General features: G+C 70.4%; 27 protein-coding genes and 1 pseudogene. 13 read left to right on the top strand and 15 right to left on the bottom strand.

Translation table 11 applies throughout. The annotated features are described in order from the left end of the window. The 3 genes from ACFYY7_RS22145 to ACFYY7_RS22135 form a co-directional block, all read right to left on the bottom strand. Window positions 1-260: electron transfer flavoprotein subunit beta/FixA family protein (locus ACFYY7_RS22145; protein WP_388663729.1), on the bottom strand; the 260-nt coding region annotated here is incomplete at its 3' end. Window positions 261-463: 203 nt separating this feature from the next. Continuing rightward, on the bottom strand, window positions 464-970 hold the full coding sequence (locus tag ACFYY7_RS22140; protein WP_388663727.1) for a flavin reductase family protein: 507 nt from the start codon (window positions 968-970) through the stop codon (window positions 464-466). 196 nt (window positions 971-1,166) lie between these two features. Continuing rightward, window positions 1,167-1,517, bottom strand: coding sequence for a TlpA family protein disulfide reductase (locus ACFYY7_RS22135; protein WP_388663725.1), 351 nt, complete (start codon window positions 1,515-1,517; stop codon window positions 1,167-1,169). Window positions 1,518-1,711: 194 nt separating this feature from the next. Between ACFYY7_RS22135 and ACFYY7_RS22130 the strand changes: the two genes are divergently transcribed. After that, window positions 1,712-2,434: a 1-acyl-sn-glycerol-3-phosphate acyltransferase gene (locus ACFYY7_RS22130; RefSeq protein ID WP_266735051.1), complete on the top strand. Its 723-nt coding sequence runs from the start codon at window positions 1,712-1,714 to the stop codon at window positions 2,432-2,434. Between the two features lie 107 nt (window positions 2,435-2,541). On the opposite strand, the gene ACFYY7_RS22125 is transcribed toward ACFYY7_RS22130, so the two are convergent. The 4 genes from ACFYY7_RS22125 to ACFYY7_RS22110 form a co-directional block, all read right to left on the bottom strand. Next, window positions 2,542-3,141: a transglutaminase domain-containing protein gene (locus ACFYY7_RS22125; RefSeq protein WP_388663723.1), complete on the bottom strand. Its 600-nt coding sequence runs from the start codon at window positions 3,139-3,141 to the stop codon at window positions 2,542-2,544. Between the two features lie 86 nt (window positions 3,142-3,227). Beyond that, entirely contained in the window at window positions 3,228-4,307 is a 1,080-nt protein-coding gene (locus ACFYY7_RS22120) for a threonine aldolase family protein (protein WP_388663721.1), read from the bottom strand. Further along, window positions 4,286-5,053, bottom strand: a complete 768-nt coding sequence (locus tag ACFYY7_RS22115; RefSeq protein WP_388663719.1) for an SDR family NAD(P)-dependent oxidoreductase — start codon at window positions 5,051-5,053, stop codon at window positions 4,286-4,288. Before ACFYY7_RS22115 ends, ACFYY7_RS22120 begins: the two co-directional genes overlap by 22 nt. A gap of 26 nt (window positions 5,054-5,079) precedes the next feature. After that, a complete protein-coding gene (locus tag ACFYY7_RS22110) occupies window positions 5,080-6,477 on the bottom strand; it encodes a DUF6421 family protein (RefSeq protein WP_388663718.1) in 1,398 nt (465 codons plus the stop codon). Between the two features lie 328 nt (window positions 6,478-6,805). On the opposite strand from ACFYY7_RS22110, the gene ACFYY7_RS22105 reads away from it, so the two are divergent. Continuing rightward, on the top strand, window positions 6,806-7,456 hold the full coding sequence (locus tag ACFYY7_RS22105; protein ID WP_388663716.1) for a glycerophosphodiester phosphodiesterase: 651 nt from the start codon (window positions 6,806-6,808) through the stop codon (window positions 7,454-7,456). A gap of 12 nt (window positions 7,457-7,468) precedes the next feature. On the opposite strand, the gene ACFYY7_RS22100 is transcribed toward ACFYY7_RS22105, so the two are convergent. Beyond that, window positions 7,469-8,020: a GNAT family N-acetyltransferase gene (locus ACFYY7_RS22100; RefSeq protein ID WP_388663714.1), complete on the bottom strand. Its 552-nt coding sequence runs from the start codon at window positions 8,018-8,020 to the stop codon at window positions 7,469-7,471. Between the two features lie 77 nt (window positions 8,021-8,097). Between ACFYY7_RS22100 and ACFYY7_RS22095 the strand changes: the two genes are divergently transcribed. Next, entirely contained in the window at window positions 8,098-8,484 is a 387-nt protein-coding gene (locus ACFYY7_RS22095; protein WP_388663713.1) for a VOC family protein, read from the top strand. Between the two features lie 18 nt (window positions 8,485-8,502). Here ACFYY7_RS22095 and ACFYY7_RS22090 read toward each other — a convergent pair whose 3' ends face one another. Further along, on the bottom strand, window positions 8,503-9,915 hold the full coding sequence (locus ACFYY7_RS22090; protein ID WP_388663711.1) for a PLP-dependent aminotransferase family protein: 1,413 nt from the start codon (window positions 9,913-9,915) through the stop codon (window positions 8,503-8,505). A 127-nt stretch (window positions 9,916-10,042) separates the two neighbouring features. Between ACFYY7_RS22090 and ACFYY7_RS22085 the strand changes: the two genes are divergently transcribed. The 7 genes from ACFYY7_RS22085 (at window position 10,043) to ACFYY7_RS22055 (ending at window position 15,719) form a co-directional block, all read left to right on the top strand. Further along, a complete protein-coding gene (locus ACFYY7_RS22085; protein ID WP_388663710.1) occupies window positions 10,043-11,296 on the top strand; it encodes a Tm-1-like ATP-binding domain-containing protein in 1,254 nt (417 codons plus the stop codon). A 59-nt stretch (window positions 11,297-11,355) separates the two neighbouring features. Then, a complete protein-coding gene (locus tag ACFYY7_RS22080) occupies window positions 11,356-12,180 on the top strand; it encodes a phosphoenolpyruvate hydrolase family protein (protein ID WP_388663709.1) in 825 nt (274 codons plus the stop codon). 161 nt (window positions 12,181-12,341) lie between these two features. Continuing rightward, a complete protein-coding gene (locus ACFYY7_RS22075; RefSeq protein ID WP_388663707.1) occupies window positions 12,342-12,926 on the top strand; it encodes a DUF5134 domain-containing protein in 585 nt (194 codons plus the stop codon). Between the two features lie 85 nt (window positions 12,927-13,011). Continuing rightward, window positions 13,012-13,947 carry a M56 family metallopeptidase gene (locus ACFYY7_RS22070; protein ID WP_388663706.1) on the top strand — a complete coding sequence of 312 codons (936 nt, stop codon included), beginning with the start codon at window positions 13,012-13,014 and terminating at the stop codon, window positions 13,945-13,947. 33 nt (window positions 13,948-13,980) lie between these two features. After that, complete coding sequence (locus ACFYY7_RS22065; RefSeq protein ID WP_388663705.1) at window positions 13,981-14,679, top strand: phosphatase PAP2 family protein; 699 nt, start codon at window positions 13,981-13,983, stop codon at window positions 14,677-14,679. Between the two features lie 89 nt (window positions 14,680-14,768). Beyond that, complete coding sequence (locus ACFYY7_RS22060) at window positions 14,769-15,470, top strand: HAD family hydrolase (RefSeq protein ID WP_388663704.1); 702 nt, start codon at window positions 14,769-14,771, stop codon at window positions 15,468-15,470. A gap of 69 nt (window positions 15,471-15,539) precedes the next feature. Further along, window positions 15,540-15,719: a hypothetical protein gene (locus ACFYY7_RS22055; protein WP_376632900.1), complete on the top strand. Its 180-nt coding sequence runs from the start codon at window positions 15,540-15,542 to the stop codon at window positions 15,717-15,719. A 218-nt stretch (window positions 15,720-15,937) separates the two neighbouring features. Here ACFYY7_RS22055 and ACFYY7_RS22050 read toward each other — a convergent pair whose 3' ends face one another. Continuing rightward, complete coding sequence (locus tag ACFYY7_RS22050) at window positions 15,938-17,428, bottom strand: LVIVD repeat-containing protein (RefSeq protein ID WP_388663702.1); 1,491 nt, start codon at window positions 17,426-17,428, stop codon at window positions 15,938-15,940. Between the two features lie 158 nt (window positions 17,429-17,586). Here ACFYY7_RS22050 and ACFYY7_RS22045 point away from each other — a divergent pair, with 158 nt between their 5' ends. Beyond that, complete coding sequence (locus ACFYY7_RS22045) at window positions 17,587-18,273, top strand: DUF305 domain-containing protein (protein WP_388663700.1); 687 nt, start codon at window positions 17,587-17,589, stop codon at window positions 18,271-18,273. A gap of 76 nt (window positions 18,274-18,349) precedes the next feature. After that, complete coding sequence (locus ACFYY7_RS22040; protein ID WP_388663698.1) at window positions 18,350-19,762, top strand: FAD-dependent oxidoreductase; 1,413 nt, start codon at window positions 18,350-18,352, stop codon at window positions 19,760-19,762. Window positions 19,763-20,380: 618 nt separating this feature from the next. Here ACFYY7_RS22040 and ACFYY7_RS22035 read toward each other — a convergent pair. The 4 genes and pseudogenes from ACFYY7_RS22035 to ACFYY7_RS22020 all read right to left on the bottom strand — a co-directional run. After that, window positions 20,381-20,641: pseudogene (locus ACFYY7_RS22035) on the bottom strand (IS5/IS1182 family transposase); the annotation flags it as partial. 153 nt (window positions 20,642-20,794) lie between these two features. Next, window positions 20,795-21,175: an ArsR/SmtB family transcription factor gene (locus ACFYY7_RS22030; RefSeq protein WP_388663696.1), complete on the bottom strand. Its 381-nt coding sequence runs from the start codon at window positions 21,173-21,175 to the stop codon at window positions 20,795-20,797. Window positions 21,176-21,434: 259 nt separating this feature from the next. After that, window positions 21,435-22,532 (bottom strand): NADH:flavin oxidoreductase/NADH oxidase, encoded by a 1,098-nt coding sequence (locus ACFYY7_RS22025; RefSeq protein ID WP_388663695.1) that lies wholly within the window; start codon window positions 22,530-22,532, stop codon window positions 21,435-21,437. Between the two features lie 71 nt (window positions 22,533-22,603). Continuing rightward, window positions 22,604-22,993, bottom strand: a complete 390-nt coding sequence (locus ACFYY7_RS22020) for a hypothetical protein (protein WP_388663693.1) — start codon at window positions 22,991-22,993, stop codon at window positions 22,604-22,606. A 182-nt stretch (window positions 22,994-23,175) separates the two neighbouring features. Here ACFYY7_RS22020 and ACFYY7_RS22015 point away from each other — a divergent pair, with 182 nt between their 5' ends. Beyond that, on the top strand, window positions 23,176-23,712 hold the full coding sequence (locus tag ACFYY7_RS22015) for a GNAT family N-acetyltransferase (RefSeq protein WP_388663691.1): 537 nt from the start codon (window positions 23,176-23,178) through the stop codon (window positions 23,710-23,712). Here the strand turns inward: ACFYY7_RS22015 and ACFYY7_RS22010 are convergent. Continuing rightward, complete coding sequence (locus tag ACFYY7_RS22010) at window positions 23,700-24,416, bottom strand: cupin domain-containing protein (RefSeq protein ID WP_388663689.1); 717 nt, start codon at window positions 24,414-24,416, stop codon at window positions 23,700-23,702. The two genes, ACFYY7_RS22015 and ACFYY7_RS22010, sit on opposite strands and share 13 nt — an antisense overlap. Window positions 24,417-24,455 lie beyond the last annotated feature (39 nt).

The following is a 24,455-nucleotide window of genomic DNA, read 5'->3' as shown; positions in this document are numbered from 1 at the left end:
ACATGAACCGCCTTGTCCGCACCCATCGACAACGCCTTGCGCAACGCGTCCTTGGCATCCTCCGGACCCACCGTCAACACGGTGACCTCCGCATCGTCGGCCTCGTCCGCGATCTGCAACGCCTGCTCCACCGCGTACTCATCGAGCTCCGACAGCAGACCGTCCACATCCTCACGGTCCACCGTCAGGTCATCGGCGAAATGCCGGTCACCGGTGGCGTCGGGCACGTACTTCACACAGACAACGATCCTCAAGCTCACGCCGGCTCTCCTACTGCATCGTCATTTCCGGGCTGCCTTGTTGCACGCAGCATAGGCGCCTGATGGGGCGGTTTCCGGTCGGGGCGACCGACGCCTCGACCGGAAATATTACTAGCCAGTACACCCAGCGGCTCACCCATGAGCAAGCGCTCGGAACTGTGATATGCCCAACGTACGGCACCCCGTGTGGCGCCTGGGCGGAGTCAGTCCCGCAGCGCGTTGAAACGGCCCTGGTGATAGATCAGCGGACGGCCGCCTCCGGCCGGATCCCCGACCACTGCCTGTGCGATCACGATCCGGTGGTCCCCGGCCGGGACGCGGGCGACCACGCGGCAGACCAGCCACGCCAGTACGCCGTCGAGCACCGGCACTCCTTCGGGCCCACTGCGCCAATAGGTGGACGGGCCGAAGCGGTCGGCGCCGCTGCGGGCGAATGTGGCGGCCAGCTCCTGCTGGTGCTCGCCGAGTATGTGGACGCCGATGTGCTCGGCCTCGGCCAGGACCGGCCAGCTGGAGGACGAGGTGCCGACCCCGAAGGAGATCAGCGGTGGCTCGGCGGCCACGGAGTTGAGGGAGGTGGCGGTGAAGCCGACCGGGCGGTCACCTGCGGCGGTGATCACTGCCACGCCGGCGGCGTGTTGCCGGAAGACCGAGCGGAGCAGCTCGGGAGAGGCCGTGCGGGTGGTGCCGAGCTCGGGCGATGCCGTCATGGACATGTCCTTCTGCGGAAGTGGCTTACGGGGCCGTGGTTGCTCAGGCACCCGGACAGCGCGCACTCGCGTTGCGGGCGAGATCCACGTGGACCCGGCCGTAGAGAAGGACTTCCGGCGGCATAGCGTCAGACTGACGATGCATGGCCAGTGCAGTCAAGGCCGTTCCGCGATGTGGGAGATGTATCACTGTCCGTCACATCGCCCGCCCCAGAGCGGCGACCACGTCGACGGTGCGCGGCTGTCCGACGGCCCGTCGGACGATCCGGCCGGCCGCGTCGAGGACCAGCACGGTCGGCGTGCGGCTGATCTCCAGCTCCCGCACGAGGGTGAGATGCGCCTCGGCGTCGATCTCCACATGGGCCACGCCGTCCACCATGCGCGCCACCTCGGCGAGGGTCCGACGGGTGGCCCGGCAGGGCTGACAGAACGCGCTGGAGAACTGCACGAGGGTGGCCCGCTCCCCCAGTTCGGCGCCGAGCCGGGCCGCGTCCAGCGGCTCTCCACACGTCTGCCCGTCCACCTTCGGCCTCCTGTCAGAGCTCATCGCAAGAGGTCAGCGCCACCGGCCCGCGAGACATTCCCGGAGGTTCCACGTGACGAGAATCTCGCGCCCCGAGCCCTCGGAGACTGGCCACCGCGTCGCGCATGGGGCACGATCGGCGCAATGCCGCAAACCTACGGCTGCGTAACTTCCGCCGGGAGAACCCTCCTCAGGCGCTGAAGAAGGGTCTTCCCCAGATGGCAGAACTCGTCTATCGGCCGGTCATCGGCGCCGCTCGTACGTTTTTCAAGGCGCTTGACCTGAAGATCGACACTCAGGGTTCCGAGCACATCCCGAAGACCGGTGGCGCGGTACTGGTGAGCAACCACATCAGCTATCTGGACTTCATCTTCACCGGGCTCGCGGCCCTGCCGCAGAAGCGGCTGGTCCGCTTCATGGCGAAGGAGTCGGTCTTCCGGCACAAGATCTCGGGACCGCTGATGCGCGGAATGAAGCACATCCCCGTCGACCGCAAGCAGGGCGAGGACGCGTATGCGCACGCGCTCGCCTCGCTGCGCGCCGGCGAGATCGTCGGTGTGTTCCCCGAGGCCACCATCTCGGAGTCGTTCACGCTGAAAAGCTTCAAGTCGGGTGCCGCCCGGCTGGCCCAGGAGGCCGGCGTACCGCTGATCCCGATGGCGCTGTGGGGGACGCAGCGACTGTGGACCAAGGGCCGGCCGCGCAATCTCAAGCGCAATCACGTGCCGGTGACGATCCGGGTCGGCGAGCCCGTGGAGGCACCCGCCGACCAGTACGCGGGCGCGATCACGCGGCGGCTGCGGGAGCGGGTCCAGGAGCTCCTGGAGGCGGCCCAGCGCGCCTATCCCGTGCGCCCGAAGGACGCGAGCGACACCTGGTGGGTCCCCGCCCACCTCGGCGGTACGGCCCCGACCCCCGCCGAGGTGCGGGAGAGGAGCTGACGCGGCCGAAACGTCACTCCGGGAAGCGGGCGTCGATCCGCTGCCCGGAGTGACGCCTTTCCGGCTCCGAGTGCCGTGTCGCCGGCCCGGCGCGTCGTTTCTCCGGCTCAGAGCGCCGTGGGAAGAGTGCGCCACAGCTGCGGGCGGTCTTCGGCGGACCGCAGGCCGTGCAGCACCGCCGGATGCGGGGCCGCGTACAGGAGCGGGTAGTCCACCTCGCCGATCTCGGGGCGGACAGGCCAGGCCAGCCGCTCCTCGTCGAGCGAGAACTGCGCGTCGACGCCGGGCTTGTTGCCGCGGGCGTCCTGGCGGTACCAGCCGTCATGGCCGGGCAGCCGGATCGCGATCAGCCCGTGCACGGGACCGGGCCCCCCGTCGTCGTCGGCGAGGGCCTGGTAGCAGAGAGCGGTCGGGACGCCTGCCGCGCGCAGGAGGGCGGCCAGGGCGTGGGACTTGGAGTGGCAGATGCCGTTCCGCGTCGCGAGGACGTCGGAGGCTCGCCAGGTGACCCGCATGTCGCCGGAATCGGCTGAGTGCGCAATGGTGTCGCGCACAAAGGCGTAGGCGGCGGAAGCGTATGCATATGCGTCCGTGGTGTCACCACGGAGCTCGGCGACCGTCTCCCGCACCAGCGGGTGCTCGTGGTCGATGACCTCGTCGGCGGCCAGATAGGCGGAGAGTTCAGGGACCTGCTGGATCAGTTCCATGGGCGCCGAGCGTAGATGTGCGGCCGACCGGGAGTCAATGATTTTCCGTTCGACCGCATACCTATGCAATCACTATCAATTTTTGGCTACTTCGCCATCTCTTCCTTCAGGGCGAGGACGAACGCGTCGACGTCGTCCTCCCTCGTGTCGAAGGCGCACATCCAGCGGACATCGCCGGCCGCCTCGTCCCAGAAGTAGAAGCGGAAGCGCTTCTGCAGCCGCTCACTCACCTCGTGGGGCAGCCGGGCGAAGACGGCGTTGGCCTGGACGGGGTGGAGGATCTCCACACCGTCCACCGTCCGCACGCCATCGGCGAGCCGCTGGGCCATCGCGTTGGCGTGCCGGGCGTTGCGCAGCCAGAGGTCCCCGGCGAGCAGCGCCTCCAGCTGTACGGAGACGAAGCGCATCTTCGATGCGAGCTGCATCGACAGCTTGCGCAGGTGCTTCATGGCGCGGACGGCGTCCGGGTTCAGGACGACCACGGCCTCGCCGAAGATCGCCCCGTTCTTCGTACCGCCGAAGGACAGCACATCGACGCCGACGGTGTTGGTGAACGTACGCATCGGCACGTCCAGCGACGCCGCGGCGTTGGCTATCCGGGCCCCGTCCAGATGGACCTTCATGCCGTGTCCGTGGGCGTGGTCGCAGATGGCACGGATCTCGTCGGGTGTGTAGACCGTGCCCAGCTCGGTGTTCTGGGCGATCGAGACGACCTGCGGCATGGCACGGTGCTCGTCGTCCCAGCCGTATGCCTGCCGGTCGATGAGCTCGGGGGTGAGCTTGCCGTCCGGGGTGGGCACGGTGAGCAGCTTGAGGCCGCCCACCCGCTCCGGCGCGCCGCCCTCGTCCACGTTGATGTGGGCGGACTCGGCGCAGATCACCGCGCCCCAGCGGTCGGTCATCGCCTGGAGGGAGACGACGTTGGCACCGGTGCCGTTGAAGACCGGGAAGGCTTCGGCGGTGGGGCCGAAGTGGCTGTGCATGACGCGCTGGAGGTGCTCGGTGTACTCGTCCTCGCCGTAGGCGATCTGGTGACCGCCGTTGGCGAGGGCGAGGGCCGCGAGGATCTCCGGGTGGGTGCCCGCGTAGTTGTCGCTGGCGAAACCGCGGATCTGCGGGTCGTGGTGGCGCCGCGCGTCGGTCCTTACGGTTGTGGGGTCAGCCACAGGCGCTTTCCGTTCACTTCCGGGGCGGGCCGGTCCCAGACGCCGGCGATGGCATCTGCCAGCTCCTTGACGTCGGTGAAGCCCGCGAACTTCGCATTGGGGCGCTCGGCGCGCATCGCGTCGTGCACCAGTGCCTTGACGATCAGGATCGCAGCCGCGGTCCTGGGCCCTTCGTCGCCCCCCGCCTTGCGGAACGCGTCCGCGAGCGCGAGCGTCCAGGCCTCGGCCGCCGCCTTCGACGCGGCGTAGGCGGCGTTTCCCGCGGTGGGCTTGGACGCCCCGGCCGCGCTGATCAGCACGTAGCGGCCCCGGTCGCTGCGCTGGAGACCCTCCTGGAAGGCGAGCGAGGTGTGCTGGACCGTACGGATCAGCAGCTTCTCCAGCAGGTTCCAGTCGGCGAGGTCGGTCTCGGCGAAGCTCGCGCTGCCGCGCCAGCCGCCGACGAGGTGGACCAGGCCGTCGATCCGGCCGAATTCCTTCTCGGTCTTGTCCGCCCATTCACGGGCGGCACCGAGGTCCAGCAGATCGACCGTGTCGCCGGTGACGGTGGCGCCGCCGTGGCCGTAACGCGCGGCGTCGACCGCCTCGGCCAGGCGGGCGGCGTCCGCGTCGGAGGCGACGACCGTCGCACCGGCCTCGGCGAGCCTCATCAGTGCGGCCCGCCCGGCCGGGCCCGCGGCCCCGGCCACCGCGACCACGGCACCTTCGAGAGCACCGCTCCCGTTGCCCCTGCCGTTTCCGTTCATGGCCACCGCCTCCTCAGACCCGGCGCTCACGCGGCTGCCCGCTCGGCATCCGCGGCGGTGATCCCCTTGGTCGAGGCGATCACGTTCTTCAGCTTCTTGGAGAGCGCCTCATAGAACATGCTCAGGGGAAACTCGTCAGGAAGCACATCGTCGACGAGCTTACGGGGCGGCTGCGACAGGTCCAGCGCGTCCGGGCCCTTGGCCCAGCGGGAGCCCGGGTGCGGGGCGAGGTAGGTCGAGACCAGGTCGTACGCGGCGAACCAGTGGACCAGCTTGGGGCGGTCGATGCCGTCGCGGTAGAGCTTCTCGATCTCGGCGCAGAGCTGGTTGGTGATCTGCGGGGCGCGGTCCCAGTCGATCTTCAGCGTGTTGTCGGTCCAGCGGACCACGTCGTGCTTGTGGAGGTACGCGAAGAGCAGCTGGCCGCCGAGGCCGTCGTAGTTGCGGACGCGCTCGCCGGTGACGGGGAAGCGGAACATCCGGTCGAAGAGGACGGCGTACTGGACGTCACGGCCGTGCGCGTTGCCCTCGGCCTCCAGCTTCACCGCCTCCTTGAAGGCGGTGAGGTCGCAGCGGAGCTCCTCCAGGCCGTACATCCAGAACGGCTGGCGCTGCTTGATCATGAACGGGTCGAAGGGCAGGTCGCCGTGGCTGTGGGTGCGGTCGTGGACCATGTCCCAGAGGACGAACGCCTGCTCGCAGCGCTGCTGGTCGGCGACCATCTCCCGGATGTCGTCGGGCAGCTCGACCCCGAGCAGCTCGACCGATGCCTCGGTGACCCGGCGGAAGCGGGCCGCCTCGCGGTCGCAGAAGATGCCGCCCCAGCTGAAGCGCTCGGGGGCCTCGCGCACGGCGATGGTCTCCGGGAAGAGCACGGCGGAGTTGGTGTCGTAACCCGAGGTGAAGTCCTCGAAGGTGATGCCGCAGAACAGCGGGTTGTCGTAGCGGGTGGCTTCGAGCTCGGCCAGCCACTCGGGCCAGACCATCCGCAGCACGACCGCTTCGAGGTTGCGGTCCGGGTTGCCGTTCTGCGTGTACATCGCGAAGACGGCCAGGTGCTGCAGACCGTCGGCGCGGTCCTTGGCCGGCTGGAAGGCGAGCAGCGAGTCCAGGAAGTCCGGTACGCCGAAGCCGTCCGCGGCCCAGCGGCGCAGGTCCGCGGCGAGGGCGCGGTGGTACGCGGCGTCGTGCGGCAGCAGCGGGGAGAGCTCCTCGACCGCGGCGATCACACGGTCCAGCGTCGACCGTGCGGCCTCGGGGGACGGCGCACCCTCGGCCTCGAAGTCGATGGAACCGTCCTTCGACTGCCAGGGACGGATCTCCTCCACAGCATTCTTGAGTGCGGGCCAGGCGGGATGATCGACCACCCTCCGATCCGTGGCTATGCCGCCCGCAGCAGCTTCCTGCACAAGAATTTCCGTCATAACACTTCCTCCACAGGAGAACCTCGCGTTAAGCAACCGTATCCATGTGCGGTTCCTTGAGACAAGTGGGGTCCAGAAAATTATCCTGCCGCCCCCCACGGTCACCGCGATTCTTCCTGTGCGGAACGTTCTCGGCGGCTACTTCCGTCGGCTGGGCGCGCACTGGAGTTTTTAGGGGGTGTCCGCCCCTTCACCGCTCCCCCAGTGGGGTCGGGACTGCCGGATCGCCGTATGCCGCAGTGTCCCGTGGGTAGGAACCGCACGGGGGAGACGCCGTCGACGGAAGCGGGTTGCCTTGTCTTTTCTCACCATCGGACATCGCGGAGTGATGGGTGTCGAGCCGGAGAACACCCTGCGCTCGTTCATCCACGCGGAACGGGCCGGAATGGACGTGATCGAGCTGGACCTTCATCTGAGCAAGGACGGCGCGCTGGCCGTCATGCACGACGCCGATGTGGACCGTACGACCGACGGCACCGGGCCGATCAACGAGAAGACCCTGTCCGAGCTGCGGGAACTCGATGCCGGACAGGGCGAGCGGGTGCCGGTCTTCGAGGAGGTGCTCGACGCCGTGCGGTCCCCCGTGCAGGCCGAGATCAAGGACGCGGCGGCGGCCCGCGCGCTGGCCGAGGTGATGCTGCGACGCGATCTCGTCGACCGGGTCGAGGTGTCCTCGTTCCACGACGAGGCGGTGGCCGAGATCGCCCGGCTGGTGCCGGGGGTACGGACCGTGCTCATCGCCAGCCGCTGGCAGGGCGATGTGGTGGACCGGGCGAAGGCGGTGGGGGCGGCGACGCTCGCGCTGAACATCCGCCGCCTCACCCTGGAAGTGGCCGAACAGGCGCACGCCGAGGGGCTGAAGGTCATCGGCTGGGTGGTGAACACCCAGGACCATCTGCGGCTGGCACGCGCCCTGCGGCTGGACGGCGCGACCACCGACCACCCGGAGATCCGCCGCGCCGGCCGCTTCACCGCCTGATCGCGGTCCCGGTCAGACGAGGTCCTTGACCAGCAGCTCGAAGGCGAGGTCGTCACGCTGCGGAATGCCGAAGCGCTCGTCGCCGTACGGGAACGGGCTGAGCTCTCCCGTACGGCGGTAGCCGCGCCGCTCGTACCAGGCGATCAGCTCCTCGCGCACCGAGATCACGGTCATGTGCATCTCGCTCACGCCCCAGCTCTCCCGGACGTTGCGCTCGGCCTCGGCGATGATCACCTTGCCGAGCCCCGCCCCCTGCAGTCCGGGACGGACCGCGAACATCCCGAAGTAGGCGGCGTCGCCGCGGTGTTCGAGCTGGCAGCAGGCGACGATCCCGCCGTCGCGCTCCACCACGAGCAGTCGGCTGCCGGGCGCTTCGAGGACCTGACGCACACCGTCCGGGTCCGTCCGCTGCCCCTGCAGGATGTCCGCCTCGGTGGTCCAGCCCGACCGGCTGGAGTCCCCGCGGTACGCCGACTCGATCAGCGTCACCAGCGCGGGCACATCGGCGTCGGCGGCGTCACGGAAGGTCAGCTGTCCCGGGTCCTGGGCGGGGGCGGTGTCCATGGGCGTGGCTCTCCGTTTCTGTGCTGTGGCCGTGCCGGAGCAGCGTAACCCGGCTGTCCCGAACTAGATTCGGGCGCATGGTTCATGTGCTGAGCAGCCGGATCCTGTTGCGCCCGGCCGATCCCGAACGGTCCCGCGTCTTCTACGGCCAGTCCCTCGGGCTGCCCGTCTACCGGGAGTTCGGCACCGGCCCCGAGCGGGGCACGGTCTACTTCCTCGGCGGCGGCTTCCTGGAGGTGTCCGGACGCGCCGCCGAGCCGCCGGTGCCCGGCCTGCAACTGTGGATGCAGGTCGCGGACGTGCTGGCGGCGCACGAGGAGTTGTCGTCCCGCGGCGTCGAGGTGCTGCGGGAGCCGGTTCGCGAGCCGTGGGGGCTGATCGAGATGTGGATCCGGGATCCGGACGGGCACCGGATCGTGATGGTGGAGATCCCTGCTGACCATCCGCTGCGGTATCGCCCCTGAGCCGGCGCGCCGGCGCCGTCAGTGCGGGGCGCTGCTGCGCCGCGCGCAGTCGACGAGCACGGGCAGGGCCTTCGCAAGGCCACCGTCGTCGTCGGCGAACGGAAGTCGCACGTGGTGGCGGAAGCCGTCCACGGCGGAGAAGGCCGGACCGGGGACGATCAGTACGCCCGCGCGGCGGGCCAGCTGGGCGGTGGCTTCGGCGTCGGCGCCCGGGATCTCCACCCAGAGGGCGGAGCCACCGGCGGGGCGCTCCCACCGCCAGCCGGTCCGCTGCTCGCGCAGCAGCCGTTCGGTCTCCGCCAGACGTTCGCGCAGCCGGGAGCGGCGCCGGGCGCGGGCCTCGGGCAGTTGCCCCAGCAGCTTCACGGCCAGCATCTGATCCACCACCGGGCACGACAGGTCGACGGACCTCTTGATGTCGGCCAGGCGCCGGATCACGGTGGTGGAGGCCCTGATCCAGCCCAGCCGGAGGCCGCCCCAGAAGAGCTTGGACAGGGTGCCCACGGTGGCCGTGGCGGCGGGCGGCAGCAGGCCGGCGAGGGAGCGGGGCGCGGCGTCGTCGAGCAAAGACAGTTCGGCGTAGGCGTTGTCCTCCACCACGTAGAGGCCCTGTTCGGCCAGTACGGCGGCCCAGGCGCGGCGGGTGGGCTCGTCCATGCGGCGTCCGGTGGGGTTGTGGACGGACGGTTGCAGATAGACGAGGCGCGGCCGGACGTGGCCGGCCAGCCGGGCCAGTGCGTGGGCGCCGTGCGCCCCGCCCGCGGGCAGCGGGACGAGCCGGGCGCCTCGGCCGCGCAGCGCTTCGAGTGCGCCGCGGTAGGTGGGGTCCTCCACGATCACCGTGTCACCGGGTTCGACCAGGCCCTGGATGATCAGCCAGACGGCCTGCTGGGATCCGGCGGTCACCAGGATCTGTTCCGCAGAGGTCGGCAGGCCGGCCGAGCGGTGGTACTCGGCGATCCCCTCGCGGAGTTCGGGCAGCCCGTACGGGAGGTACCCGTCGCCGGCCAGCGCGGCGGTGAGGTCACCGGCGGACAGGTCACCGACGGCCGCCGCGACCGCGGGCAGGCCGTCCAGCGCCCCGCTGGACAGGTCGATGCCGCCGTCCCTGGTCCCGAAGCTGGCCAGCCGCCCCTCGGTCGCCGGCTCGCCCACCGCGCCGGAACCCCGCAGCCGGGAGCCGCTGCCCTGCCGGCTCTCCAGCCACCCCTCGGCCTCCAGCAGTCCGTACGCGGCCGTCACCGTGGAGCGGCTGACGCCCAGCGCCGTCGCCAGGGCGCGCTGGGAGGGCAGCACCGTGCCCGGTGCCACGTCGCCGCGCTGCGCCAGCTCGCGCAGCGCCTCGGCCAGCAGTCGCGGCATCGCGCCCGTGCCGTCCTTGGACCACCCGGTGAGCAGACGGGACAGCCGGGTGGGAGGAATGCGGTCCATCCCCCCATCATCTGCGGTCCGCGCGCTCGTCATCGCCCGCCGCAGGCCAATTGCCCCCAAGTGGTCTTTGCCGCCCTCCGACGGCTCGCACATGATCGGGAGAACGCCGTTGCAAAGGAGCAGGAACATGGCGACCGTGGTGCTCGTCGGGACGTTGGACACCAAGGGGGCGGAGTACGAGTGGCTCGCGGCGCGGCTCCGCGAAGCGGGCTGCGACGTGGTGCTCGTCGATGCCGGGGTGATGCCGTCGCCGGCGGGCACGGTCACGGGTGACATCGACGCGGCGGCCGTCGCGCGCCGCGCCGGGCACGGTCTGGAGGCGCTGCGCGCCGGCGGGGACCGCGGTGCGGCGGTGTCCGCCATGGCCGACGGGGTCGAGCGGATCGTCGGTGATCTGCACCGCGAGGGGCAGCTGCACGCGGTGCTGGCGGTGGCCGGGAGCGGCGGGTCGTTCATCGCCGCGCGTGCCATGCAGGCGCTGCCCATCGGCGTCCCGAAGGTGCTTGTGTCCACCATGGCCGGCGGGGACGTGTCGCCGTACGTGGGCAGCAGCGACATCACCATGATGTACAGCGTCGTCGACGTGGCGGGCATCAATTCGGTGTCCTCGCAGATCATGGGCAACGCGGTGGCTGCGGCGGCCGGCATGGCCATCCACCACGAGCGGAGCCTGAACGAGTCGCGGCCCCAGGGGCGCCCGCTGATCGGCGCCAGCATGTTCGGCGTCACCACGCCCGCGGTCGACGCCGCCCGCAGGCGGCTGGACGAGCTGGGCTACGAGGTCCTGGTTTTTCACGCCACCGGTGCGGGCGGCCGGGCGCTGGAGAAGCTCGCCTCGGGCGGGTTCCTCGCGGGTGTCCTGGACCTGACGACCACCGAGCTCGCGGACGAACTGGTCGGCGGCGTACTGAGCGCGGGCCCCGACCGGCTCACCGCGGCGGGCCGGGCCGGCGTGCCTCAGGTGGTCGCGCCCGGCGCGCTGGACATGGTCAACTTCGGCCCCGCCGACACCGTTCCGGAACGCTTCGCGGATCGCCGGCTGCTCGTGCACAACCCCACCGTCACGCTGATGCGCACCACGGCCGAGGAGATGACCGGACTCGGCGCCTCCATGGGGCAGAAGCTGTCCTCGGCGCACGGCCCGACCGCGGTCCTCTGGCCGCTGGGCGGCATCTCCGCCGTGGACGCCAAGGGCGGGCCGTTCCACGATCCGGAGGCCGACGCGGCCGGGCTGGCCGCCCTGCGCGCCGCCCTGCGGGGCAGCGCCGTCGATCTGCGCGAGATCGGCGCACATCTCAACGACACGTCGTTCGGCGTCGCCGCCGCCGACCACCTCCACCAGCTGATCAGCACCCAGCAACGTTCGCACCCGAACGTCTGAGCCTCGCATCCGCTCGTCTCAGCGGCGAGAAACCCACCGACCGAATCAGGAGTCCATCCGTGAACCGCAACCAAGCCCTGTCGCGCCTGACCGAGCAGGTCGCAGCAGGCAAGGCCGTCATAGGCGCGGGCGCAGGCACCGGCCTGTCCGCCAAGTGCGCGGAGGCCGGCGGCGTCGACCTGCTGATCATCTACAACTCCGGCCGGTACCGGATGGCCGGGCGGGGCTCGCTGGCGGGCCTGCTGCCGTACGGCGACGCCAACGCCATCGTGCTCGACATGGCGGGCGAGGTCCTGCCCGTGGTGCGGGACGTCCCCGTGCTCGCCGGGGTGTGCGGCACCGACCCGTTCCGGATCATGGGCAACTTCCTCGACGAGTTGAAGGCCATCGGCTTCACCGGCGTGCAGAACTTCCCCACCGTCGGGCTCTACGACGGCAGGTTCCGCGAGAACCTGGAGGAGACCGGCATGGGCTTCGGTCTGGAGATCGACATGATCCGCCAGGCCCACGAACGCGATCTGCTCACCGCGCCCTATGTGTTCGACCCCGATCAGGCCGCCGAAATGGCGCGGGCGGGTGCCGATGTCCTCGTACCGCACGTCGGGCTGACCACCAAGGGGTCCATCGGCGCCTCGACCGCGCTCACGCTCGATCAGGCCGCCGCCGCCGTGCAGGAGATGCACGACGCCGCGAAGCGCGTCAATCCCGACATCGTCGTGCTCTGCCACGGCGGCCCGATCGCCGAACCGGAGGACGCCCGTTACGTCCTGGAGCACACCTCGGGGATCGCCGGTTTCTTCGGCGCCTCTTCCATGGAACGGCTGCCCACGGAGCGGGCCATCACCGAGCAGGCACGCGCCTTCAAGTCCCTCACTCTCGGCTGACGGGGGGCGAATCGGCTGGCCGGAGGACGAAGAACGCAGCGCGCGGCGGGAAAAACGCTCCTGCCGCGCGCTCCCCTTGTACTTCAGTGCGCCGCGTACGACGGTCCTTGTCCGGGCATCGACCAGGGGGACCGCGTCGTACTGCCAGGGGGAGGTGCGCTGTGCACGGATCGGCGATGTCGGGCTGGCTGCTGATGGCGTTGTGCGCGACGACGGGTGCGTACTGCCTGCTGCGCACCCGCGGCGAGACCGGGGAGGGGCGCAGGACCGCGCGCGCGGAGGCGCTGATGGGGTTCGGCATGGCCGCCATGGCGGTGCCGGCGGCCGTCGTGACACCCCCCGCGTGGGCATGGGCGGTGTACGCGGCGCTGTTCGGGGCCGCCTCGTTGCGCGCGCTGTGGTTCTCGCGGCGCAGCGGACACCATCTGCACCATCTCGTAGGGTCCTCGGCGATGGTCTACATGGCCCTGACGATGGCACCGGGCGGCGGCGCTGCGGCGCACTGCGGACACCTGGGACACGGGGTCGCGGCGGCCGGGGGCGTCCCTGTGCTGACCGGGCTGCTGCTCGCCTACTACGCGGTGTACGTGCTGCGGTCGGGGGCCCGGCTGATACCCGTGGCCTCCGCCCCCGTCCCGGCGGGCGGTGGCCCGGCCGGCGGCTCCTGGACCACGCGGCCCGAGATGGCGCTCGCCTGCCGGCTGACGATGGGGATGGCCATGTTCGCGATGCTGCTCGCTCTGTGAGACAGTCGGCCGGTCAAACCGTGGTCTGCGTCACTTGCCGCGCACAGCCATACCCGTGGGTACCGCACCCCCATAGGCTGACGTCATGTTGGTCTCCCTCGCACTGCTGCTGCTCGGTGCACTGGCTGCCGTCCTGACCCCGCGGCTGATGGCCAGGGCCCGGTGGCCGGAGCGCGAGCCCGTCGTGGCGCTGTGGGTGTGGCAGTGCGTGGTGGCCGGGGTGCTGCTCTCCTTCGCGCTCTCCATGACGTTCAGCGCGGCCGCCGCCTGGCAGGCGGTGCGCGGGCATGTGTTCGCGTCGGCGCCGCACGCGGTGGTGGAGGCCTACGCGTTGGGCGGGCACGGCCGTTGGTCCGCTGCCATGGCCGTGCTGCTGGCGCTCGGCGGGCTGTGGTCGGCGGTGATGCTGACCCGGGAGATCCACCGGGCCCAGGTGCGTCGCAGGCAGCGGCGCGCCGAACTCCTGGTGCGTGCCCCGCTGATGCCGGGCGAGAAGCCCGGCAGCGGACGTCTCGTCGTGCTGGAGGGCGAGCGTCCGGACGCCTGGTGGCTGCCGGGCTCCGCACCTCAACTGGTCATCACCACCACGGCACTCAGGCGCCTGAAAGGCCGTCAGCTGGACGCGGTGCTGGCCCATGAGCAGGGGCACGCCAACGCACGGCACGACTGGCTGCTGCACTGCTCCGGCGCGCTGGCGGCCGGGTTCCCGCAGGTACCTGTGTTCGCGGCGTTCCGCGACGAGATGCACAGGCTGGTCGAACTGGCCGCGGACGACGTGGCGTCGAAGCGCTTCGGACGACTGACGATCGCACTGGCCCTGGTGGAACTCAACGAGGACCGGGGCGTGTTCGGCCCCTGCCCGGCGCCGGACGCACAGTTGCCACTGCGGGTGAACCGGTTGCTGACCCCGGCAGACCGGCTCACCGCGGGCCGTCGGCTCCGGCTGACCGCTGCGGCCGCGCTGGTGCCGGTGGTCCCGCTTCTGGTGGCCTTCGTTCCAGGACTCAGCGCGCTGCGATAGCCAGGGCCGCCGGCCTTCCGCGAAGATCGCCCCATGCCGTCCACGCAGCTCCCCCCGCCGGTCCGTAGGCGTTCCCGTGTCACACCGTTCAAAACGGGTGCGGTCTGCGCGCTTCTCGCACTGGTCGTACTGGTCCTCGTCGCCGTGAGCTGGTCACCGCTGATGACGCTGGACCGTACCGTCGCGGACGCCCTGCACCGCAGGGCGGTGGCCGAACCCGGCCTGGTCCACGCCAACCGGATCCTGACCGACTGGGCCTGGGATCCGTGGACCATGCGCGCCCTGATCACGGTGGCGGTGGTGGCGCTGTGGTGGCGCGGGGAGCGGCTGCTCGCGGTGTGGGTCGCGGCGACGAGCGTGCTGGGCACTCTGGTGCAGCAGGGGCTGAAGTCCGCGGTCGGCCGGGAGCGGCCGCAGTGGCCGGACCCGGTGGATTCGGCGCATTACGCGGCGTTCCCGTCCGGTCACGCGATGACGGCGACGGTGAGCTGCGGCCTGCTGCTGTGGCTGCTGCACCGGTACGGCGTCGGGCCCCGGTTGTGGCGGACGGCGCTGGTCGTGGCGTGCGTCTCGGTCGTCGGGGTGGGCCTGACCCGCCTCTACCTGGGCGTGCACTGGCTGAGCGACGTACTGACCGGCTGGCTGCTGGGGGTGTCCCTGGTCGCCTTCGCGATCGCCGGATTCGCCCGGTACGAGCGGCGCGGCGGGCCCCGGGCGCCCGGCCGTTCCTGAGCCGGCCCCGACCGGCCGCGTCCCGCCCTCCCCCGGCACCGGGCGACCCGCCTTGTCGAGCCGCCCCCGTGCCGGGGAGGATCGCAGCCATGCAGATCAAGGGTGTGCTCTTCGACTTCTCCGGGACTCTCTTCCGTATCGAGTCCGTCCGGTCCTGGCTGCGCGCGGTCCTCGCCGAGCAGGGGGTGACAGTGGGCGCGGCCGACTTCGAACGGTACGCGGGCGGGCTGGAGGCCGCCGGGGCACTGCCGGGCGGCCCGCCTCCCCGGCACGTCCCCGCCCGGCTCGCCGCCGCGTACGCCACCCGTGACGAAAGCGCGGAACTCCACCGGGAGGCGTACACCGGGCTGGCCCGGCAGGTGGCCCTGCCGGATCCCGGGCTGTACGACGCGCTGTACGAGCGGCATCGGACACCGGCCGCCTGGGAGCCGTATCCGGACGCGGCGGAGGTGCTCGGCGCGCTGCACGACAGCGGAATCCGGATCGGTGTGGTCAGCAACATCGGCTGGGACCTGCGGCCGGTCTTCCGGGCGCACGGTCTGGACCCCCTGATCGACACCTATGTGCTGTCGTACGAGCACGGCGTCCAGAAGCCGGACTCACGACTCTTCCACATCGCCTGCACAAATCTCGGGCTGGATCCGGCGGACGTGGTGATGGTCGGCGACGACCGCAACGCGGACGGCGGTGCCGCCGCACTGGGCTGTGACGTGCGGTTTGTCCACCATCTGCCGGTGGCGGAGCGGCCCGACGGACTGCGGACGCTCGGACTGGTGCCGGGCGTTGCCTGACAGACATGTGAGAGATGTCCCTGACGCCCAATGGGTCTGATTGTCACATCGTGGCCTTAGCCTGTATGCATGTCCCGTTCTCCGTGCTCCTCCGACTCCACGCGCACCGCCGCCGTGGTGAACAAAGAGATCCGTGAGTTGTGGCAGCGCTCGGGCGGCTGCCTGTCCCCCGAGGACGAGGAGCAGTACCAGCGCCTGCTGGTGGAGTGGGCCGCTGCGACGAGCGGCGGCGACAGGTCCGCCGCCTAGCACCGCGCCGTCCCGCGCCGCAGTGCCCCGCAGGGCGGTGTCCCGAACCGCGCTGTCCCGCAGGGCGGTGGATCCGCCCTGCGGGACTCCTTCTGTTTCGCGGTGGATCCGGCCGGGTGGAGGTTCCGGTCGGGTGGTGGATCCAGTCGTGCAGAGGATCCGGTCGGGTAGTGGATCCGGTCAGGCAGTGGATCCGGTCAGGCAGTGGATCCGGTGGGTCAGCGGTCGAAGTAGTCAGGCTGGGTCTGCACGTTGAGCTCGTCCAGCCGCACCCGCTTCGCCGGGTCGGTCCGCCGGTCGTCGAGCTTCAGGACGTCGAAGCCCTTGGCGATGTCGTTGGAGTAGATGTAGCCGTTGTAGTAGTACGCCGACCAGGGGCCGGCCGTGGTGACGGCGTCGGTGCTGACCGGGCCGCGCTCGAAGTAGCCGATCTCCTTCGGCTTCGACGAGTCGGTGAAGTCCCAGACCGACACCCCGCCCTGGTACCAGGCCTGGACCATCAGGTCGCGGCCCTTGACCGGGATGATCGAGCCGTTGTGGGCGACGCAGACCTCGGTGTCGGCCTGCGGGCGGTCGATCTTGAAGTAGCTGCGGAAGACCAGCTTGCGGTGGTCGCCCTTGCCGACGATGTCGTAGATGCCGTTGGCGCCGCGCTTCGGGCCGATCTCCTCGTTGCAGGTGGCCGCGCCACCGCCGCCGAGCTCATCGGTGAAGACGACCTTGTCCGTCGTCTGGTTGAACGTCGCCGAGTGCCAGAACGCGAAGTTCACATTGTCCTGCACCCGGTCGATGATCTTCGGGTTCTCCGGGTCCTTGATGGAGAAGAGCAGCCCGTCGCCCATGCAGGCACCCGCTGCCAGGTCCTTCGAGGGCAGCACGGTGATGTCGTGGCAGCCGGTGGTCCTGGAGACGCCCGGGTTGTCCGGAGCACCCGGGTTGCCGCCGTCCGGGAAGAGCACCGGGAAGTTCACGACCGCCGCCTTCTCGGGCGCGTTGCGCGGCACCTTGATGACGGAGATCCCGTCGTGCGGCGGCTGACAGTCGGGGAACGTCGCGCTCGGCGAGTACGAGGAGACGTACACGTACACGTTCTTGCGCTCGGGAACCAGCGTGTGGGTGTGCGATCCGCACGCGGTCTCGACGGCGGCGACGTACTTCGGGTTGCGCTTGTCGCTGATGTCGAAGACCTTCATGCCCTCCCAGGAGGACTTCTCCGTGGCGGGCTGGGTGGTGCTGGTGCAGGAGTTGTCGCTGCGCGAGGAGTCGGTGGACAGGAAGAGCAGGTTGCCCGAGACCGATATGTCGTTCTGCGAGCCGGGGCAGAGGACCTGCGAGACCGTCTTCGGGGCGCTGGGGTTGCTGATGTCGAAGATCCGGAAACCGTCGTAGTTTCCGGCGAAGGCGTACTTCCCCTGGAAGGCCAGGTCCGTGTTGAGGCCCTTGAGCGCGTCCTTCGGGACGTTGGCCAGATGAGTGATGTTGGAGCTGTGGACGATCTCGTCCACGCCTGGTACTTCGCCGTTCTCGATCGCGGCCTTGGCCTCGGCCTGCTGGGCGGCGGAGACGCCCGTCCGGGCCTCACCCCGGTCCCCGGGGTCGGGCGTCGCGGCCGCGGGTCCGGCCATCAGCAACGTGGCCAGCAGGCCGGCGGCTGCCGTCGCCACGCCCAGCCGTCTGCGCCGCACCGGGCTCGTGTGCAACGAAATCACTGCGTCCTCCCATGGATCCGAACGTAGTTGAACGGTTCACGGACCTCGGCAGTATCGTCCTTGTCATGGTGATCCCAACAGATGGCAACAGAGACGTAATGAAAGTTTCTGATCACTGCCGCGCGGAAGCGTGTTAGGACGGTCGGCAACCACCCCATATGGCCATGGAGGTCCACTTGTTGATCCGCCGTCAGACCATGTGTGTACGTAGCTCCGCTCTTGTCGCAGTTGCCGTTTCGGCCGTTCTCGCCCTCGCCGCGTGCGATGCGGGTGGCGGCGAGAACCGCACCAGGGCCCAGGCGGGCGGGGGTCCTTCGGTGGTGGCCCCCGGAAAGCCGGGGGAGCCAGCAAGGACGCTCTCCGCCGAGGAGGCCGCGAAGGCCGCCGGGGACGACCGCCCCAACTCCGCCGACCACCGCTATGCGCAGATGATGATCCAACACCACGCCCAGGCCCTGGAGATGACCCGACTGGCCCCGTCGCGTTCCGGCTCCTCCTCGGTCAAACGGCTCGCCGAGCGCATAACCGCCGGCCAGAAGCCGGAGATAGGCGCCATGGAGGGGTGGCTCACGCACAACGGCGGAGCGAAGCGCGAATCCGCCCACGACCACTCGGCGATGCCCGGAATGGCGACCGAGGCGCAGCTGAAGAAGTTGCGCGCGGCGGACGGCGCGGCCTTCGACAGGCTCTTCCTGAAGTTGATGATCACCCACCACCAGGGGGCGGTCACGATGGCGACCGAGGTGCTCGCGGAGGGGAACAACGTGCAGATCGAGGAGATGGCCGGCGACGTAGTCGCACAGCAGACGGTGGAGATCAACCGAATGCGCACGATGTCGTCCTGACGACGGCCCGGCGCGCCTCTCCCCCGCTCCGCCCACCGGTGCCATGCTGGAGGCATCCTCCGGGAAGAGGTGCGCCGTGCTCCGTGTCGCCGTCGTCGGCTCCGGTCCCAGCGGGGTCTACACCGCCCAGGCCCTGGTCGCGCAGGACCGGGTTCCCGATGTCCGTGTCCATGTGCTGGACCGGCTCCCCTGCCCGTACGGCCTGGTGCGTTACGGCGTCGCGCCGGACCACGAGAAGATCAAGTCGCTGCAGAACAGTCTGCGGACGGTCCTGGAGCACGAGCGGATCACCTTCCTCGGGAACGTCGAGGTGGGTGGGGGCGGGATTCCGCCCGAGCGGCTCGGCGAGCTCTACGACGCGGTGGTCTACTGCGTCGGGGCCGCGACCGACCGTTCGCTCGCCGTACCCGGTGAGGATCTGCCCGGCAGTTTCTCCGCCACCGAGTTCGTCTCCTGGTACAGCGCACACCCCGACGCGGCGGCCGACGGCTTCCCGCTACGGGCGCGTTCGGCCGTGGTGATCGGGGTCGGCAACGTGGCGGTGGACGTGGCACGGATTCTCGCGCGGAGCGCACAGGAGCTGCACCCCACCGACGTGCCGCACGGTGCGCTCGGCGCACTGGCGGGCAGCCGGGTGCGCGAGATCCACATGGCGGGCAGACGCGGACCGTCACAGGCCAGGTTCACCACCAAGGAACTGCGCGAGCTGGGCAGCCTGCCGCAGGCCCGGGTCCTGGTGGACGAGACGGAGCTCGCCCTCGATCCGGCGTACGCGAATCCGTCCGCCCAGCAGGCCCCCGCCCTGTCCTCACCGCCGAACGCACCGCCCCCGACGGCGGCGGCCCGGCGCAATGTCGAGGTCCTGCGCGGCTGGGCCGCGGCCGGCAGCGAGGGCGCGGGCCCCGGCGGGCATCCGCTGCGCACCATCCACCTGCGGTTCTTCCTCCGCCCCGTCGAGCTGCTGGAACGGGACGGCCGGGTGGCCGGAGTCCGGTTCGCCCGGACCGTGCCGGACGGCAGCGGGGGTGTGCGCGACGCCGGTACGTACGAGGACATCGACGCCCAGCTCGTGCTGCGGGCGGTCGGCTACCGGGGGATCCCACTGCCCGGACTGCCCTTCGACCCGGTACGCGGGACGGTGCCGCATCTGGCGGGGCGGGTGCTGCGGGACGGGGTGCCGTCACCCGGGGAGTACGTCGCCGGGTGGATCAAGCGGGGGCCGACCGGGGTGATCGGCTCGAACCGCTCGTGTGCCAAGGAGACGGTGGCTTCGCTGCTCGACGACGCCCCGCTGCTCGCCGGGCACCCGTCGGTACCCGATCCGGTGGCAGCGCTGCGGGCGTGGGGGCTGCATCCGGTGGAGTGGGACGGCTGGCTGTCCATCGAGCGGGCGGAGGCTGCGCTCGGCCGGTCACTGGGGCGGGAGCGGGTGAAGATCCCGGACTGGGCTGGGCTGCTGAACGCCGCACGGGACGGAGCCCGGGGCTAAGGACCGCCTCTTTCGGATCATCGACCGGCATACTGGGCGCCATCCAGAATACGGCCGGAAGCAGATAGCGTGAAATCCGACATATTTCGCATCAGTGCAAGCCTTGCAGCTGCCACCGTGACGGCAATCGCCCCGTCCTCTTGCGGGGCAGAAAAACCCGTCGCCACTCCAGAGGCCGTAACTCATTCCGAATTGGTCGGCCGATGGGACGGGGAGCGGAAATGCGGATCGCCGACAGTTCGACTACGTGACGATTACACTTTTTCCAGCAAGGACTTTCCAGTCGAGTGGGACGGCCCCGTGCCGGACGCGCAGGTGACACGCCGTTCGTCCGACGGGAAATGGCATGGGGTCAACAAAGACCCTGGCCTGTCGCCCTATCTGGTACTTCGTTTCAGGAATCACAACGACATCCAGACTCTGCAATTCTTTTTGGAGCGCGGAGAGCTGCAGATGGACGGAACTGTCTACGCGGGCGGGGGAGACCCCTATCCCTACCCATGTCACTACAAACGCACTTCTGTCGACCCTGAGACCCAGGACGCTTCTTTCGGATCATCTCGCTGACCGGAAGAAGATGGCGGCGAGATGGGGACCGGCGAGGTAGATGGTGGCGGTCTCGACCGTATTGCGTTGTTCGTGGGCGTCGCGGTAGAAGACCGGTGGCCTGCCGCCGCAACCGCCAAGGCGTTTGCGGTTGGCGGCCTGGCCAGCGGGCTGTGGGATCACGGCCCGGATTCCGCGCCGGTGGAGATGGGAACGGATCGCGCGGGACCAGTAGGCATTGTCGGCCAGGATCATGTCCGGTGCGGTCCCGGGCCGGCCGATGGGCCGCGGCACCCGTAAGCGGGCCATGACCTCGGCGAACGCTGGTGTGTCGGTGAACGCGATCGCGTCGATCACCTGCCGGTGATCACGCCGGCGTCCACCCCGCTTCGGCGTCCGGTCCGGCAGCAACGGCTCGACGCGTGCCCACGGGGCGCCAGTCGACGACACACGGGACCAGCGATCAGATGATCCGAAGGAAACGGCCTAGCGGTCCTCGCCGACGCGCCGGAGCTGCCGGTTCGCCGCGTCGAGGACGCTGTCGAGGAGCCCGGGGAACAGCGCGTCCAGGTCGTCTCGCCGCAGCCCGTTCATCTTGGCCGTGCCACGGTAGATCTGCCGGACGATCCCACTCTCGCGCAGCACCCGGAAGTGGTGCGTGGAGGTGGACTTGGAGACCGGCAGCTCGAAACAGGAGCAGGTGAGTTCGGCGTCGGCGGCGGCCAGCTCACGGACGATGCGCAGTCGCATCGGGTCGGAGAGCGCGTGGAGCACCCCCTCGATGCGGATCTCGTCCCGCGCGGGGTGGTCGAGCACGCGACCGCCTGCCTCGGCGGTACTCGTGGCAGGGGCACTGGCGGCGGTCACGTCGGCTCCACTTACTGGGGTTGCTGGGATCCTTCTTGGTCGGAGACTTCATAATACGAGATTCGTCGTAGTTCTACATCCACCGGACAGGGCCGCAGCACCTCTTTACGCACCTGTCGCACCCAGGCAACTTCACCGCACGCACCGGCCCTTCCCCCACCGACACGCGCACCGCCTCGGTCCGCTCCGGCGAGCCGACCCGGCCCGGGGCCCGTGACGCATCACTGTGTGCGGGGACCGGTCGGGGCGGTGCGGGGTCTCAGGCCGCGCGGAGGTACTGCTCCGGCTTGCGGAGTTCGCCGCCCAGTTCACGAGCCGCCTCCTGGGCCCATGACGGGCTGCGCAGCAGTTCGCGCCCGAGGAGCACGGCGTCGGCCCGCCCCTCGGTGATGATCTTCTCGGCCTGCTGCGGCTCGGTGATCAGGCCGACAGCCGCCACCGGCAGCGAGGTCTCGGCCCTGACCCGCTCGGCGAAGGGGACCTGGTACCCCGGCCCGGTCGCGATGCGGGCGCGCGGGGCGTTCCCACCGCTGGAGACGTCCAGCAGGTCGACCCCGTGGGCCTGGAGCTGCGCGGCCAGCCGCACGGTCTCGTCGACCGTCCAGCCCTCGCGGTCGTCCTCGTCGTTCTCCGTGAGCCAGTCCGTCGCGGAGATCCGGAAGAGGACAGGCAGCTCCTGCGGCCAGACCTCACGCACCGCGTCGACGATCTCCAGGGCGAGGCGGCTGCGGTTCTCGAAGCTGCCGCCGTACTCGTCGGTGCGCCGGTTGCTGTGCGGAGAGAGGAACTGCCCGATGAGGTATCCGTGGGCGCCGTGCACCTCGGCGACCTCGAACCCGGCGTCGAGAGCACGGCGCGCGGCCTCGCGGAACTGGTCGACGACGCCCCGGATCCCGTCCACGGTCAGCTCGTGCGGCACGGGGTGGCCGTCGTCGTACGGCAGCGGGCTGGGGGCGACGGGCGTCCAGCCGTGCGCCTCCGGCCCGACCGGCTCGCCGCCCAGCCAGGGAGCCGCCGTGGAGGCCTTGCGCCCGGCGTGCGCGAGCTGGATGCCGGCCACTGAGCCCTGCCCCTTTATGAACGACGTGATCCGGCGGAGGGCGGCGACCTGGGTGTCGTTCCAGATGCCGAGGTCGGCGGGGCTGATCCGGCCCTCGGGGCTGACGGCCGTCGCCTCGGTGATGATGAGCCCGGTGCCGCCGATGGCTCGCGCCGCGAGATGGGCGAAGTGCCAGTCGGTCGCGACGCCCTGGTCGGGCCCGTCCGGTGCGGCGCTGTACTGGCACATGGGCGCCATCCAGACCCGGTTGGGGATGACCAGCGACCGCAGGGTGCAGGGCTCGAAAAGGGCACTCACGTCGGACTCCGTTTCGACAGGTACGGAAGAATCGCTAGTACGATACATCCCGTACTACGACGCTCGTCAAATTACGATGCCTCTCGTACTACTCGGAGCGTGATGTCGGCGTCCGCGTCATAGCCCTGGGTCCAGCTGCGCCCGGCACCGGACTTCCAGGTGACGTGGACGGTGGCACCGTCGACCCTGACGTCGTCCACCGTCATGGCCCGGTCGCCGTCCCGTACGTCCCCCCGACGCAGTTCGCGCGCCTTGACCGTGACGGGCTCCGCCGACCGCGTGCTGTCGGCCTCGTCCGCCGCGAGGGTGAGCGCCGCCGCCAGCTCCCGGGCCCGGGCGGGGGTGCAGATCAGCGACAGCTCCCCCGAGGGCGCTTCGACCCTGATCCCGACCCGCGCCCCTACGGGGTTCACCACCATGCCTGCCGCACGCCCCTCGGCGTCCTCGATCCCGCTCGTCATCGCTCCACACTTCCTCTCGCCCGGCCGGTCTTTCCTTCGCCCGACCGAATTCTTCCCTCGGACCGAATTCTTTCCTTACGTCCGGCCGGTTCTCGAATCCCGTGTCCGGCCGGTCAGGGCGTGCGCCGGCCTGCGACTATTGCGTTGCGGACCACCCGGGAGGCTGCGTAGCGTCACCGGCCATGAAGACCCCCGCCCTGCACACCGCACGCCTGCGCCTGGCGCCGTACACGCCGGACGACGAGGAGGACTTCATCGCCCTCTTCCAGGACACCCGGGTATCCCGCTGGATGGGGGAAGGGCCCCGGAGCGAGACCGAGGACCGCGCCCTGTTCGGGCGGATCTTCAGCAAGGTCTACGCACAGGATCTGTTCGACGTCTGGGCGGTCCGGCGCGAGGGGCGGTTCGTCGGCCATGCGGAGATCAAGCCGTCGGCGGACGTGGGCGGCCACGAGATCGTCTACGCACTGGCCGCCACCGCCTGGGGGCAGGGGTTCGGCACGGAGATCGCGCAGGCACTGACCGGGTACGGATTCGACGCGCTCGGGCTCACCGAGGTGCATGCCACGGTGGCCGCCGACAACACCGCGTCACTGACGCTGCTGGGCCGGATCGGTTTCCGGCATGTCCGGGACACCGTGGAGGAGGACGGCAGCACGACCCGGGTCCTGACCCGCTCGGCCGCCTCCGACGTCGCCGGGGCCGGTCAGCCCCGGTAGACGTCCAGACGGCCGCACATGCCGAACTTTCCGTACGCGGAGGGCTGTTCGGCGTGTACACAGGCGTCGGCGAGGTAACCGCCGTCACCGCGCGCCACGGCGTCGAGCTGGGCGCCGGTCACCTCTGAAGCGGCGGCGGCTCCCCGCTGCCAGCGCCCGCGCCAGTCCTCGGCCCTCGGGCGTACGAGCGCTGCCGCGGCCCGGTGGAATGCGGCGAGCGGCTCGGGGTCGCCCGCTTCGGTGGCCCGGCGCAGGGCGAGAAAGCCCTCCACGGCGAGATCGCGGCGGGCACGGGCGGCCCGCTCCTGATCCGCTTCCGGGCCGCCGACCGGCAGGGCGACCGACGCCCGGTAGACATCGGGGTCCGCCAGGCGGTCAGGGGGCAGGGTGAGTACGGCGTCGCCCGCCTCCGGCAGTCCGCTGTTCTCCATAAGAACGACGATGCGCAGCCCGTCCTCGTTGACGAGCCGGTGGATCGTGCCCGGCGTGAACCACACCAGCGCGCCCGGTGCCAGCGGTGTCTGCCGGAACCCCGACGCGGTGAGGGTCTGCACCGAGCCCGTGCCGCCGACCACCACGTACCCCTCGGAGCAGGTGAGGTGGAGATGGGGCGTCCCTCCGCGCAGGCCGTCCGCCGTGGGCCAGTCGTACACCCGCAGGTGGGACACGGCGACGGCGCCGGGCAACCCTTCGAAGGTCGGCACAGCTGCTCCTCGGTCTCGGCTCGGCACGTGCTCGGCAAG

The organism is Streptomyces sp. NPDC001933 (assembly GCF_042890955.1).
In the GTDB taxonomy this organism is placed as follows: Bacteria; Actinomycetota; Actinomycetes; order Streptomycetales; family Streptomycetaceae; genus Streptomyces.
The sequence above is the reverse complement of the archived record's forward strand: the minus strand, read 5'-3'. Positions and strand labels throughout refer to the sequence as shown.

What these genes read in the sequence shown, in the direction of transcription:
- ACFYY7_RS22110 (WP_388663718.1), bottom strand. Translation starts at nt 6,477, where the DNA reads ATGACGGAAATTCTTGTGCAGGAAGCTGCTGCGGGCGGCATAGCCACG.
- ACFYY7_RS22015 (WP_388663691.1), top strand. Translation starts at nt 23,176, where the DNA reads ATGAAGACCCCCGCCCTGCACACCGCACGCCTGCGCCTGGCGCCGTAC.
- ACFYY7_RS22045 (WP_388663700.1), top strand. Translation starts at nt 17,587, where the DNA reads ATGGCCATGGAGGTCCACTTGTTGATCCGCCGTCAGACCATGTGTGTA.
- ACFYY7_RS22130 (WP_266735051.1), top strand. Translation starts at nt 1,712, where the DNA reads ATGGCAGAACTCGTCTATCGGCCGGTCATCGGCGCCGCTCGTACGTTT.
- ACFYY7_RS22070 (WP_388663706.1), top strand. Translation starts at nt 13,012, where the DNA reads ATGTTGGTCTCCCTCGCACTGCTGCTGCTCGGTGCACTGGCTGCCGTC.
- ACFYY7_RS22135 (WP_388663725.1), bottom strand. Translation starts at nt 1,517, where the DNA reads ATGAGCTCTGACAGGAGGCCGAAGGTGGACGGGCAGACGTGTGGAGAG.
- ACFYY7_RS22090 (WP_388663711.1), bottom strand. Translation starts at nt 9,915, where the DNA reads ATGGACCGCATTCCTCCCACCCGGCTGTCCCGTCTGCTCACCGGGTGG.
- ACFYY7_RS22105 (WP_388663716.1), top strand. Translation starts at nt 6,806, where the DNA reads ATGGGTGTCGAGCCGGAGAACACCCTGCGCTCGTTCATCCACGCGGAA.
- ACFYY7_RS22115 (WP_388663719.1), bottom strand. Translation starts at nt 5,053, where the DNA reads ATGAACGGAAACGGCAGGGGCAACGGGAGCGGTGCTCTCGAAGGTGCC.
- ACFYY7_RS22125 (WP_388663723.1), bottom strand. Translation starts at nt 3,141, where the DNA reads ATGGAACTGATCCAGCAGGTCCCTGAACTCTCCGCCTATCTGGCCGCC.
- ACFYY7_RS22055 (WP_376632900.1), top strand. Translation starts at nt 15,540, where the DNA reads ATGTCCCGTTCTCCGTGCTCCTCCGACTCCACGCGCACCGCCGCCGTG.
- ACFYY7_RS22095 (WP_388663713.1), top strand. Translation starts at nt 8,098, where the DNA reads ATGGTTCATGTGCTGAGCAGCCGGATCCTGTTGCGCCCGGCCGATCCC.
- ACFYY7_RS22065 (WP_388663705.1), top strand. Translation starts at nt 13,981, where the DNA reads ATGCCGTCCACGCAGCTCCCCCCGCCGGTCCGTAGGCGTTCCCGTGTC.
- ACFYY7_RS22060 (WP_388663704.1), top strand. Translation starts at nt 14,769, where the DNA reads ATGCAGATCAAGGGTGTGCTCTTCGACTTCTCCGGGACTCTCTTCCGT.
- ACFYY7_RS22085 (WP_388663710.1), top strand. Translation starts at nt 10,043, where the DNA reads ATGGCGACCGTGGTGCTCGTCGGGACGTTGGACACCAAGGGGGCGGAG.
- ACFYY7_RS22020 (WP_388663693.1), bottom strand. Translation starts at nt 22,993, where the DNA reads ATGACGAGCGGGATCGAGGACGCCGAGGGGCGTGCGGCAGGCATGGTG.
- ACFYY7_RS22100 (WP_388663714.1), bottom strand. Translation starts at nt 8,020, where the DNA reads ATGGACACCGCCCCCGCCCAGGACCCGGGACAGCTGACCTTCCGTGAC.
- ACFYY7_RS22140 (WP_388663727.1), bottom strand. Translation starts at nt 970, where the DNA reads ATGACGGCATCGCCCGAGCTCGGCACCACCCGCACGGCCTCTCCCGAG.